Below are 12,449 nucleotides of genomic sequence, written 5' to 3'. Positions count from 1 at the left end.
TGTCCGTCGGGCGCATCATGACTGCGCGCCTTCCTTGCTGAACGTCTCGTCCAGGTCGGTGCCGAGAAGAACGTCGGCCGGCGGCGCCGGCGGCGGACCCACCAGTCCGACCGGGGGCTGCCCGGTGTTCCACTCGTCCACGGCGTGGCTGTCGGTGACGTTCCAGGTGCGCGGCACGTACGTCGGATCGTGCAGGATGATCTCCTCGTCCACCGAGTACTCCACCCAGTAGCCCTCGGCGTCCCGGAAGTACATGGCGACGTTGTGCGCTGTACCGTGCCGCAGCGGACCCCACTCGATCTCCACGTCGTTGGCCCGCAGCGCTTCCGCCGTCTCGTAGAACTGGTCGAGGTTCTTGAGGCTGAACTGGAGGTGATGCACCCTGGCTTCGGGCGTGCGGACAACGACGAGGTCGTGGTACAGGTATCGGCCGGGCGAGCGCATGAACGACATGATCTGTACGTCGCCTGCCATGACCCTGCCCGACTGCAGCTGACCCAGCACCTCCCTGGCGAACTTGTCCTCGGCCTCGAAATCGGCGGCGCCGAGACCGATGTGGTCGGCCACCACCGGCTTCGGGCCGCCCGATTTCGGCGCCTCGACGAGGTGGGCAACCGGGATTTCGGTGTGCAGTCCGGTGGTCAGCTCGATGAGATGACCAGCCGGGGTCTGAAACCGCAGAGCCGGCTTGGACTCCCACTCGCGATCGATGTGCCGGGTCACCTCGACCCCGGCGCGAGCGAGGCGCTCCCCGGCCCGGTCCAGCACCTGCTCGTCACTGACGACGTAGCTCACATGGTGCAGGCCATGGGTCTCACCCGGCTTGTACACCAGCGAATAGCGGTCCAGCCCGTGCGCGCTCAAGTAGTGCGTGCCGTCTGACGCCGCATGCTCGAGGGTGAACCCGAGCCGCTCGACCGCGAACTTCGCCGCCACCTCGGGATCCTTCGCGTTGAGCGCGAAGTAGTTCACTCGCTCAATACCGATAAGGGACACCTTGACCTCCTCGGCCGATAACCAGCCTGAGTTGCCTTTTCGACATAAACATTGCGTAATCTGACAATCTGGTTTGACGTGGGTTCCCGGATCCACGTCGGTAGATCGCGCTCAATTCGTGACCGCATCGGACGCGGCGAGGGGTGGACCGGGCGGGGCGACTTCGGATCGTCCAGCCCGAGTCCACGTGCGCCTTGGCAAGGCGCAGCTCAGAGGGCGGACGAGGAGTCCGCGTCGAGCGTGAAGGTGCGAGCGAAGGTGGCCCGCGCCGCGTCGGTGCCGGCCATGGCAGCCCGGGGTGGGCTGAAGGTGAGCGTCGCCGTCCGGCTGGAAGAAGCCTCCATGGACACCATGCCACCCTCTTCGTCGAGCCACCGTGGCCACGCCATCATGTCACTATTCTACGTGAGAGTCAATTATTCTTCGCTTGTGACTTCGATACAGGCCTGGACAGCCGCGGTGCATGCCGTGCCGCGACTGTGGAAGCGAGCGCAGTTGGAGCGCACGGAACTCTGTTCGGTGGCGTGGTGCAAAGCCATCGTCTTTGCGGTATCGGGCAGCACTAGCCCAAGCGCGCAAGCGTTCGTTTGGCAACGCGCCAGCCGCTGGCGGTGCGAACCATGTCGTCGTGATACGTGGCACTGCTCACGGTGCCGTCGCGCAGGATCCCGAGGCCCTTGGACTTGACGTGCGTCACCTCGGTGCCGTCGGGGATCACGAGGATGTTCGTGACGTGATGGGCGACCGCGTGTTCGCCGTTCCGCAGCATGGCCTCGATCACGTCGATGCCCTGGACAGGCTCGAACCCGAACACGCTGGCGTCATAGATCGCGTTCTCCGTGAGGCACTCACCAAGTCGTTTCCACGCTCTGTCGTCCAGAACATGCCCCCAGAGGGACAGAACTTGTTCGATTTCAATGATGTCGTCATGGGTGGGATGCACCTTGGCCTCCTTAAGCCGGAATCGGACATGGGTCGAAAAGGGGCGGCAGTTCTTGGTTCTGCCGCTCTCCGGCTGCGGATCGCTACAAGAGCGCCGAAGCGACCGCATCCAGATACGGATCGGCATGCGCGACGAGCGGAACGTGAACTTGGATCGTGGCTGGCGCCCTTGTCCCGGTCCAGGACCGCAGTGTGGGACCCGGAGGGCGGATTCGACGCAACCGTCAAGATCCGTAGGCGTCTTCCAGCAGCCTGCGTATCTCCGGCGCCGTGAACGGCCGACGCATGTTCGCCAGTTCGGGCCGGCCCATCGCCGCCTCGGCGATGTCGTCGAGCTGGTCATGGCGAACGCCGATCCCCGCCAGCGTCGTCGGGCCGACCATCGCCGCCAAGCTTGCGATGGATGACACGGCCTCGGCGGGGGCGTCGGTGGAGCAACCCAACGCGCAGGACAAACGCGCAAGCGCCCGAGGCTCCCGGTCCTCCATGGCGCGCAGTGAATGGGGCAGCATCACCGCGTTTCCGTGCGCATGCGACGCTCCCGTCACGCGCGCAAGCATTTGGCAGAGCGCATGGTGAAACGCGATATGGGAGTTGGCCACCGAGAAGCCGGCCAACAACGCTCCCAGCGCAATTCCGTCGCGGTCGACGCCCGGTGCCCGCAGCGAGCGGGACACCAGCCCGACGGCGCGCAGCGCGGCGTCGTCGGCCACGGGATTGCCGTAGCTCGACCACAACGCCTCCGCCGCATGCGCCATCGAGTTCATCGCGCCGGCGGCGAGATCCGGCATCGGCTGCGAGGCCATCAGCACGGGGTCGGCGATGACCAGGCTCGGCCGGCGGCACCAGCTCCAGTAGGGCGTGGCGACGGGCGGAGGTTCGGGTATCCCCGCAGGCATCCGGTGACCGCGGGCCATCTCCGCCCCCGACAACGTCGTCGGGATCGCCGCACATCGCAGACCGTCCACTGCGGAGATGGCCTTGGCGACATCGATGACGCGGCCACCGCCGAGCGCCACGAGGGGCAGTCCTCCAACCTCCGGGCGCACGGCGGCGGCTTAGGGCACCGCCCCCTGTGGCACGTGGAGGATCACGGCGGCGCCATCACAGACCCGAGGTGCCGAAGCCACCGCGCGCTCTGTCGTCAAGAGCGCGTAGCGCCCGAAACCATGGTCGCGCAACAGCGACTCGACGTTCCGCAGAGCGTCACGCCCGAATCGGATCACACGCTCGTTGTCGAACCAGGTGAAGTCGCCGCGGACACCGTCCATCGGGTACGCGTCACTCGCCGCGGTCAGTGCGGTGCTCACCACTGCGCCTTGAACGTTTCCGCGGTCTTCTTGACGATGCCGATGCGGCCCAACGGACTCAATGTCACCGCATCGATCGCGGGCTCGTCGAGCTTCTCTCCCCGCACCGCCTTGATCAGCATCTTCGTCGCGACACCGGCCGTCGTGCGCGGCAGATACGGGATGTCCCCGTACTGGGCACCGCTCCTGACCGCGTCGGTGCCGACCCTGGAGCCGCCTGTTCCGATGAAGGTCACCTGGTCGGTGAGGCCCTCGTCCTTGACGAGCTGCTCGGCGCCTCCGAGCCAGTCGGCGTCGGAGGTCACCACGCTGAGCTTCGGGTACTTCACGAGCGCGTCCTGCAGAGCGGCCTTGGCCTTGGACAGATCGCCGTAACCGGTCGGGTAGGTCTGGACGATCTTGATGTTCGGTGCGCTCTCTATCTCCTCATTGAGGCCGGCCTTGTACGCCTCCGAGGCCGGGAAGCCCGGAACGGCGATCATGAACACGACCTGGCACGGGTCCTTGTCCTTGCAGACGTCCTTGACCATACGACCGGCAGTGCGTCCGACCTTGTCATGGTCCTGCACGACCTGGCCCGAGACCTCCGGCACCTGGATCGGCACCTGGAGCTTCGGCCCGATCGGGTTGGACAGTCCGACGACCTTGATGCCGGCCGCGGCCGCCAGTTTGGCGCACGGCACTGCGGCGGCGCTTGACACGGCCTCGATGAGGATGCCTTTGTACTTCCCGCTGGCGATGGCGTCCTTGCACTGGGTCATCTGCTTCTGCGGATCGAGGTCCGCCGTGAACACGGTGACGCTACCGCCCGCGGCTTTCGCCACTGCCTCAGCGCCCTTGTTCTCCGCCTGCGAGTAGGACGCGCCGGACGACGCCAGCAGCGCTATCGAAACCGGATCCTTGCTCCCCTTGCCGCCAGTGCCACCCGACGACGCCGACGAACTGTCTTCGCTGTTGCCGCACGCGGCGACGGCAAGCGACATCGTCGTGACGCTGGCGCAGACCAGCCACCACGAGCGCAGCCTGCGGCCCGTTGATCTCTTCATGTCAGGCTCTCGTCTTTCTGTCGATGTGAGCAGTGCGCGCAGTAGCGAGCCCCGAGTTGGGGGCACTAGTGCCGCGGCAGGCAACGTTTGCCCGTCAAGGAGCGGCGTCCGGTGCGTGCTCTCGGCGTGCCGGCCGGAAGTCCTCGTACTGGACGTACTTGGGCTTTCGGCCGGTGCGGCGAGAGGGCGTGCCGGGCGTCGCGACGGGGCGAACGTTGCCTGTCGCGGCACTAGCTCCGCTTCCGGCGGACCAGAGCGTCGAGTCCGAGGGCCGCGAGCAGGATCACCCCGGTCAGCACCTGCTGCCACAGCGGATCGACGCCGAGCAGGTTGAAGCCGTTGTTCACGAGCGCGAGGATCAGGACGCCGACCACGGCCCGCCAGACCGCGCCCTCGCCACCCGCGAGCGAGTTTCCGCCGATCAGCATGGCCGTCCAGGCGTTGAACTGGACGCCGGTGAAGCTCGACCCATCCGCGCTGAGGCTCTGGCTCGCGACGATCACCGCTCCGAGCCCCGCCCCCAGGCCGGCGATCGCGAATGCGCAGATCCGCACCGAGAACACGCGGACGCCGGCCAGTCGCGCCGCCTCGACGTTCCCGCCGATCGCGAAAGTGCGACGTCCGTAACTGGTGCGTCGCAGGTAGATCGAGCACGCGACAATCGCTGCGAGGAACATCCAGATCGACACGGCGATCCCCAGGAACTTGTCGTTGGCGAACCCGAAGCCCGCATCGTCGACCGCCTGGATGCTGCCGTCGCTGACGCGCGTCGCCAGACCGGCGAACACGATCGAGCTGCCCAGCGTCGCCACGAACACGTTCATCCGCGCGAAGGTCCCCAGCGCGCCGTTGACCAGACCGCAAGCGGTGCCTGTGGCGACTCCCGCCAGCACGCCGAGCACGACGTCGGTGTGCTGAGCCACCACGACGGATACGACGCCGGCCAGTGCGTACATCGCGCCGACCGAAAGGTCGAAGCCGCCCGTGATGATGACGACCGCGCCCCCGAGCACCAGGATGCCGATCGGCGCCCACTGCTCCAGGATGTTCAGGAGGTTGCGCTCGGTCAGAAACGCGTCCGACGTCAGCGACAACACGACGAACAGCGCCGCGAGCGTGACGAGAACGCCGAGGTTGCGGATGTCACCGATGCTGGGAGCGGAGGGGCGTCCCCATGAACGAGGCGCGCGAGCCAGACCGGGATCGTCGACCGGGACGTCGTTCATGCCGTCACCTCACGGTGGCTCTCGCCGAACGCCGCCGACAGTAACTGCGCCTCGTCGGCATCTCCCGGCAGCTCGCTCACCAGTCGCCCCTGGCGCATCACCACGATGCGATGCGCCAGGCCAGTGAGCTCCTCCAGTTCACTCGAGATCAGAAGCACGCCCATTCCTTCCTCGGCCAAAGATTGCAGCAGTTCGTACAGGGTCCGCTTGGCGCCCACGTCGACGCCGCGCGTCGGTTCGTCGGCGATAAGGACGGCGGGTCGGCAAGACAGCCACCGGGCGAACACGACCTTCTGCTGGTTGCCCCCTGAGAGGGTCGCCACCGGGCGATCGAGTTGCGGGGGCCGGAGCTCGACTTGCTCGGCGATGCTGCCCGCCGCCGCTGCCTCAGGTGCCGTCCGGATGAACCCCAGCCTCGTGAAGCTGTTCAGGCCCGCCATGGTGATGTTCTCCAGGACCGTTCCCTGCAGGACGAGCCCTTGGCCCTTGCGATCCTCCGGCACCAACGCGACGCCGTGCTCGACCGCCTCACGCGGGCTGCGGATGCGCACGGCGCGTCCAGCGACCTCGACGTGCCCCGCGCTTCGCGGGTCGGCGCCGAAGAGCACTCTGGCCAGCTCCGTACGACCGCTGCCGACGAGGCCCGCCACCCCGACGATCTCGCCCGCGCGAACGGTCAACGACACGTCCTCGATCACGCCGCGACGCGTGACGTTGTTCGCGCGCAGGACGACCGGGGCGTCAGGAGGAACACGACGCTTGGGAGGAAACGTCGCCTCCAGCGATCGGCCCAGCATGCCGGTGATGAGCGAGTCGACGGTCTCTTGTGCCGCCGGAGCGGTACGCACGAGGTGGCCGTCCTTCAGCACGGAGACCGCATCTGCGATGGCCAGCACTTCCTCGAGGAAATGCGATACGTAGATCACGGTGGTGCCCCGATCCCGCAGCGTGCGTATGACGCCGTGCAGCTGTTCGGCCTCCTCGCGGGTGAGCGCCGCGGTCGGCTCGTCGAAGACGATCAGCTCGACACCTCGCGCGAGGGCGCGGATGATCTCCACCTTCTGCTGCTCGCCCAGCCGCAGCTCTCGCACCGGACGGTCGGCTTCCAACGAGAAGCCCGTCTCGTCGCAGAGGCCCCTCAGCCGTCGCCGCTGAGCCTGCCGATCCACGAACCCGGCGTGGCCGGGCTCTATCCCCAGGAAGACGTTGTCGACGACGCTGAGCCCCGGCACGAGCGAGATCTCCTGATGCACGAGAGCGATGCCGCTGCTCAGCGCGTCTCGCGGTGAGTGGAACGAGACCGGCTCGCCGCCCACGTTGATGGTCCCGCCGTCAGGGACCACCGCTCCCGCGACGATCTTCCCCAACGTCGACTTGCCGGCACCGTTCTCGCCGACCAGGGCGTGGACGGTCGCCCGACGCACATCGACGGTCACACGGTCCAAGGCCAAGACGCCCGGATACCGCTTGACGACATCCCGGATGGCGACGTGAGTCGCAGGGCTGCCTGATTGAGGCCCCATGGCGTCCTCCTTGAGTCCATGTCAGGCGACCGTAGGAAGCGCGGGCGCACATGTCAACAGAAGCGTACGATTTTCGACTTGATCGTAAAGGACCGTGTTTTGGCGCGACTACGGCGGCTCCCGCCCGAGCAGCCAGCGGAGCAAGTTGGGCCCGTGCGCCGCGGCGATCGGCGCGGAGCGTTCACGTCCCCAAATCCGCATGTACTCGCGTACGGCGACCGGCTTGATCGTGACCGCCTTGCCGCACACGCCGGACACCACCGCGGCCGGCTCATGGCGCCGAAGCTGTTCGGCAGACCGCAGAGCTCGTAGTGCGCATGCCGGTGCGCGCCTCGATCGGAGAGCACCTGAACGGCCACCTGAGCGACATCGGTCAGGTCGACCGCGCCGTGACGGGTCTCGAGACCGTAGGCGTCGCGCTTCGTCGCGTGCTGGAGGAGGTCGCTGACGATCGAATGCAGCAGGGTGCTGAAGACAACCTCGCTGACGCCTTGGTCGATCGCGACGCCGATGACCTCGGCGCCGATCTGCCGCCCCCAGAGCGCAAAGCCACCGGGGCAGACATGGAAGACTCGGCATCGACGCCCGCGACGGCCTTCTCGATGTCGGTGCGCGACCGCAGGTCTCCGACCACGACCTCATGCGCTCCGAGCCACTGCGCCTGCCCGTCGTGGTCCCCGGTCGCCCGCAGTCCCCGAACCTCGATCCCCGCTCGGGCGAGCGCCGGGAAGACCTCTCGGGCGACATTGCCGACGGCGGCTGTCACCAGGACCTCACGCGTCATGCCGTTCGCTCGGGTGCGTCTCGACGACGACCGCGTAGTGCTCCGCGTCGGGCGCCGCCGCGTAGTGCGGGCGAAGCAGCCCCGCCCAGGTCTCGAAGTACTCTGACGAGCGAAAACGCATGTGGTCGTCTACCGAGTCCCACTCCAGCAGAGCGAGGTAAGTCCCAGGGTGCTCGACGCCCCGCGCCAGGCGGACCGACCTCAAGCCGTCGGCGTCGGAGATGACGCGCACCGCCTCACGGAACGAACCCTGGAACGCGTCGTCCTCCCCGGCACGGATGCGAAACGTCGCCCGTTCGATGATCACCGCTGCCTCCTCAGAAGACCGACTCACTTGGACGCACCACCAGTTCGTTGACGGCGACGTGCCTCGGCCGGGTGACGATGTACTCGATCGCGTCAGCGATGTCGTCGGCATCGAGGACCGTCACGTCTCGCCAGCGCTCGTCCGCGCGTGCCCGGAGCTCCGGCGAAAGGTGACTGGTGAGTTCCGTGGTCACGGGGCCGGGCTCGACGACCGACACACGCACGTGGCGCTGGGTGACCTCCTGGCGCAGGGCCTCGGCGAAGGCGCCGACGCCGTGCTTGGTCAGGTTGTACACGGCGGACCCGGCGTCCGCTCGGCGACCCGCGATCGACGAGACCAGCACGAGATCGGCCACCTTGTCGGCCGACTGCCGCGCCGCACGCAGGAGTTCACCCAGGGCCGCCCGAGCGACGTAGAGGCATCCCATGACGTTGAGGGAGACCATCCGCTCCCAGTCGGCGACCTCGGCGTGCTCGACCGGGCCCAGAAGCATGACACCCGCGTTGGCGACGACGGTGTCGAGGCGACCGAACCGATCGACGGCGCGAGCGACGACGTCAGCTGCCGCGTCCCCGTCCGTGACATCGGCGGCGAGTGCGACCGCTAGGCCGCCGGCGGCCTCGATCTCGCCGGCGAGACGCTCCAGGCGCTCTGCGCGGCGCGCGACCAGCGCAACGGCGGCCCCGCGCGCGGCCAGAGCGCGCGCCGCGGCTTCGCCGATCCCACTGCTCGCGCCCGTGACCAGCACCGCCGTGCCCGCGAGGTCGCGGCCGATCCCGCGGCGTCCGGATCGCTCGCTCATGACTCCACCGGCCAGCGGGGTGCGGCCACCTCGACGCCCGTCCGCCCGATCAGCGACTCCGACGCCTGCTGGAGCCGCGACACGAGGGACGCCTGATCGGTGAACGTGGGCTTCCCGGCCTCGACGACGGTGCGTCCATCGACCAGAACCGTGTGAACGCTTCTGCCGTCAGCGTTGTAGACCAGCGTGTTGACGGGGTTGAGCAGCGGGCTCCACTCCGGCCGATCGGTATCGAACAGCACGAGGTCGGCCTTCTTACCGACGGTGATCGAGCCGATGTCCTGCGCGAGGCCAACGGCTTCCGCGCCGCGGATCGTCGCCATCTCGAAAGCCGTCTCCGCCGGAATCAGGTTGGTGTCCTGCCGGGCGTCCTTGTACAACGTGGCGGCGAGGAACACCGTACGCAGCAGGTCGGTGGACGCGAAGTCGGGGCTGTCGGTTCCGAGGCCGACGACAACCCCGGCGTCGAGCAGCTCGGGGAGCTTACCGATCCTGGTCGTGCCGAAGCCCAGGCGCAACGACGGTACGGGGCACTGCGCCGCCCTCGTGCCGGTCCGCGCCATGAGGTCGATCTCGTGCTCGTCGAGGGCGACCGCGTGTCCGAGCAGCACATTGTCGCCGAGGGCCCCCACCTCGGCGAGGTACTCGATCGGCCGCATCCCGTACGCCTTGATCGAGTCGTCCACCTGCGCCTGGCGGGCCGACTGGTGAAACGTGAGGCCCGTCCCCAGCTCGTCGGCCAACCGCTTGGCTCCGGTCAGGAGTTCCGGGCTACAGGGGCCGACTCCGTAGGAGAGCATCACCCAGGCCCGAACGCGGCCGTTGCACCGGCCGTCGTAGGTGCGAACCGTGGATTCGAGATCAGCGAGCGCGTCCTCGGTCGACATCACGGGAGTGTGGCTGATGTCCGGGCGATCGGTGACGCACCGTCCGACGATCACCCTGGCGCCGCTGTCCTGGTAGGCCTGGACAGCGGGATCGACGCGCTCCGCGTCGCCAGGGTTCACCACGCACGTCGTTCCGTTGACGAGGTGCTCGGCCAGCGCCGACAGGGTGCTCACATACTGCTCCTCCTCGCTCATCGACCGGCGCAGCGCGCAGCTATCGCGGATGTACGGCGCACCGATCATCGTGTCGGGAAACAGACCGCGCATGAGTTGGGGGTACAGGTGGTCGTGGGTATTGACGAAACCGGGGGTCACGACCATGCGTGTGGCATCGATGACCCGGTCGGCCGGGACATCTGCGAGGTCCGCCGCCCGCCCGACGGCGACGATGCGATTGCCGCGGATCACAATGGATGCGTCCCGGATGATGCGTCGTCTCTCGTCGACCGTGATGGCGTACCGCGCGTTGGCTATCTTTGTCGTGGTCTCGGACATGTGGAGCGTCCCCTCCTCGAGGTGGTCAGATCCGGCGGAGCGACGTATCGGTGCCGAGACCGCCGCCGACAACACATCCTCACGGGCCCGAGGTCCGTCTCGGTGGCCTCGAGGGTGTGCAGGAACGTCGCCATCCGAGCTGGACCAGCTTGACCGTGGCCGGGATTGGACGCTCGACCATCTCCACCGGTTTGCATACGACGGTCGTCGGGTTTGATCAACGGCGGCAGCTCGCGAGTGTTTCAGGGTTCGGAATGCTCGCCAGTAATTGATTACGATCACGTTGAATCTTAGACGTGATCGTCGTAACGAACAAGGGGAGGCCACCGTTTCCGTACACGGCCAGTGGGCGCTCAACCGCCGAACAGACTCACCAAAAGCGCCACGTTCAAGGCCACCACGGTCGCGCTGATGGCCCACGCCCCCCACGTGGTCGCGCGCCGGTTGACCCAGCGCCCCATGACACCGGCGTCCCGGGTGAGCAGAACCAGCGGGATCAGTGCGAACGGGATGCCGAAGGAGAGGATGATCTGGCTGAACACCAGGCTCTCCGTGGGACCGGCGCCGGCGGCGAGCACCACGATCGCGGGTGTCATGGTGAGCAGCCTGCGCAGCAGTACGGGGATCCGGCGGCCGAGGAAGCCGCCCATCACCACCTCGCCCGCGTACATGCCCACGCTGGTTCCCGCGAGGCCCGACACAAGCAGGGCGAGCGCGAAGGCAAGGGCGGCCACCGGGCCGACGAGCCGCCCGTACGCGTCGTGCGCCGCGCCCAGCGAGTCGGCGGCCTCGGGGGCACCTGGGTGGAACAGGGTCGCCGCCGACACCAGCAGGGCCACGTTCACGGCGCCCGCGAGGCCCATCGCGATCAGGACGTCGGCGCGTACGTGGCGCAGCAGGCGGCGGCGCAGTGGTCGGTCCGGGTCGTCGGGCGGACCGTCGGTTCCGGCCGCGAGAGACAGGCTGTAGCGATCGCTCGTGAGCGCCGAGTGCAGATAGATCACGTGCGGCATGACCGTGGCACCGACGATCCCCCCGGCCATCACCACGCTCTCGGTCCCCGAAAGCCCCGGCATCAGCCCGTCGGCGGCCGTGGCCAACGGAGTGCCGGCGCCGAGCACTTGTCCGAGGAACAGCCCCAGCAGACAGGCCAGGCCCGCCGCCATCAGCACCTCGAAGCGGCGCCGACCGCGCCCGCGCATCGGCAGCAGCAGCAGCGACACCGCCCCGACGACCACGCCCCCCAGCCACAGCGGAAGGCCGAACAGCAGATGGAGGGCAATGGCCCCTCCCACCACCTCCGCGAGGTCGGTCATCACGACGACCGCCTCCGCCTGCACCCACAGCCCCCACACCACCGGCCTGCGGTACCGGACACGACACAGCTCCGGCAGGCTCTTCCCGGTGGCGACGCCGAGCTTGGCAGACAGGTACTGCAGCAGCATCGCCACGACGTTCGCCGTGAGCAGCACCCATAGCAGCAGCGGCCCGAAGGTGGCGCCGGCCTGCACGTTGGTGGCGAAGTTCCCGGGATCGACGTACGCGATCGCGGCCACGAAGGCCGGACCAAGGAGGGTGTACGACAGTCCCGAGCGGAGTCGGGGGCGTCGTTCTCCCGGCGTGCGGCTGGGTGGCTCCGTATGGGCGAGGGCTGGGGGATCGAGTTGCCCGAAGCGGGCGGGGGGCGGTTCGGCTGCCATGATGCCGCTGCTCTCCTTGTCCAGAGTGGGGGGACGCGCCCTGAAGGGGCGTGGGGAACTGCATGACCAGCTACGACGACGGCCGGGGCGACCCCTCCGCCGGATCGCCGATCTCGGGCGAATAAATCGCACCGCGATTCCCGATGGCCTCTTCGACCGCCTACGTCTCCGCCGTCAGCGGCAGGCGTCGGTGGACGACACTCGGCAGAGCGTCAATGGCAGTGACAGGCGTGGACGCCAAAGGGTTTGGTGAGGGGGTCAGGCGTGAACCGCCGCCAAGCCCGCGAGTGAACCAAGAGTGAGGACGACGGCGTATGCGAGAGCGGCACGCCCGTGGGTGCTCCACCACTGAGCTCGGCGGACGAACCGCCTTGGAACGACGGAGGGTTCGACGTAGCGACTGGCAAGCAGGAGCAAGGCGATTTCCAGGA

At 67.9% G+C, this 12,449-nt stretch carries 13 protein-coding genes; all 13 read right to left on the bottom strand.

What is annotated here, in order from left to right:
- Positions 1–15 precede the first annotated feature (15 nt).
- Entirely contained in the window at positions 16–1,092 is a 1,077-nt protein-coding gene (locus OG568_RS54315) for a VOC family protein (protein WP_329537431.1), read from the bottom strand.
- Between the two features lie 113 nt (positions 1,093–1,205).
- The gene (locus tag OG568_RS54310; protein WP_329537430.1) at positions 1,206–1,388 is read right to left on the bottom strand and encodes a hypothetical protein; all 183 of its coding nucleotides are present in this window, start codon (positions 1,386–1,388) and stop codon (positions 1,206–1,208) included.
- Positions 1,389–1,558: 170 nt separating this feature from the next.
- Positions 1,559–1,939: a nuclear transport factor 2 family protein gene (locus OG568_RS54305; RefSeq protein WP_329537429.1), complete on the bottom strand. Its 381-nt coding sequence runs from the start codon at positions 1,937–1,939 to the stop codon at positions 1,559–1,561.
- Between the two features lie 223 nt (positions 1,940–2,162).
- Positions 2,163–2,957, bottom strand: coding sequence for an iron-containing alcohol dehydrogenase (locus OG568_RS54300; RefSeq protein WP_329537428.1), 795 nt, complete (start codon positions 2,955–2,957; stop codon positions 2,163–2,165).
- Between the two features lie 39 nt (positions 2,958–2,996).
- Positions 2,997–3,248: a hypothetical protein gene (locus OG568_RS54295; RefSeq protein WP_329537427.1), complete on the bottom strand. Its 252-nt coding sequence runs from the start codon at positions 3,246–3,248 to the stop codon at positions 2,997–2,999.
- The gene (locus tag OG568_RS54290) at positions 3,245–4,294 is read right to left on the bottom strand and encodes a sugar ABC transporter substrate-binding protein (RefSeq protein ID WP_329537426.1); all 1,050 of its coding nucleotides are present in this window, start codon (positions 4,292–4,294) and stop codon (positions 3,245–3,247) included. Before OG568_RS54290 ends, OG568_RS54295 begins: the two co-directional genes overlap by 4 nt.
- A 230-nt stretch (positions 4,295–4,524) precedes the next feature.
- On the bottom strand, positions 4,525–5,520 hold the full coding sequence (locus OG568_RS54285; RefSeq protein ID WP_329537425.1) for an ABC transporter permease: 996 nt from the start codon (positions 5,518–5,520) through the stop codon (positions 4,525–4,527).
- Positions 5,517–7,043: a sugar ABC transporter ATP-binding protein gene (locus OG568_RS54280; RefSeq protein ID WP_329537423.1), complete on the bottom strand. Its 1,527-nt coding sequence runs from the start codon at positions 7,041–7,043 to the stop codon at positions 5,517–5,519. The genes OG568_RS54285 and OG568_RS54280 overlap by 4 nt, the downstream gene beginning before the upstream one ends.
- Positions 7,044–7,151: 108 nt before the next feature.
- A complete protein-coding gene (locus OG568_RS54275; protein ID WP_329537422.1) occupies positions 7,152–7,304 on the bottom strand; it encodes a hypothetical protein in 153 nt (50 codons plus the stop codon).
- 512 nt (positions 7,305–7,816) lie between these two features.
- Complete coding sequence (locus OG568_RS54270; protein ID WP_329537421.1) at positions 7,817–8,134, bottom strand: antibiotic biosynthesis monooxygenase family protein; 318 nt, start codon at positions 8,132–8,134, stop codon at positions 7,817–7,819.
- A 10-nt stretch (positions 8,135–8,144) separates the two neighbouring features.
- On the bottom strand, positions 8,145–8,936 hold the full coding sequence (locus OG568_RS54265) for an SDR family NAD(P)-dependent oxidoreductase (RefSeq protein WP_329537420.1): 792 nt from the start codon (positions 8,934–8,936) through the stop codon (positions 8,145–8,147).
- Positions 8,933–10,318, bottom strand: coding sequence for an amidohydrolase family protein (locus tag OG568_RS54260; RefSeq protein WP_329537419.1), 1,386 nt, complete (start codon positions 10,316–10,318; stop codon positions 8,933–8,935). Before OG568_RS54260 ends, OG568_RS54265 begins: the two co-directional genes overlap by 4 nt.
- A gap of 353 nt (positions 10,319–10,671) precedes the next feature.
- The gene (locus OG568_RS54255) at positions 10,672–12,018 is read right to left on the bottom strand and encodes an Nramp family divalent metal transporter (RefSeq protein ID WP_329537418.1); all 1,347 of its coding nucleotides are present in this window, start codon (positions 12,016–12,018) and stop codon (positions 10,672–10,674) included.
- Between the last annotated feature and the right edge of the window lie 431 nt (positions 12,019–12,449).

Origin of the sequence: Streptomyces sp. NBC_01450 (genome assembly GCF_036227505.1) — a bacterium.
Lineage (GTDB): Bacteria > Actinomycetota > Actinomycetes > Streptomycetales > Streptomycetaceae > Streptomyces.
This window is presented reverse-complemented; position numbering and strand designations above follow the sequence as displayed.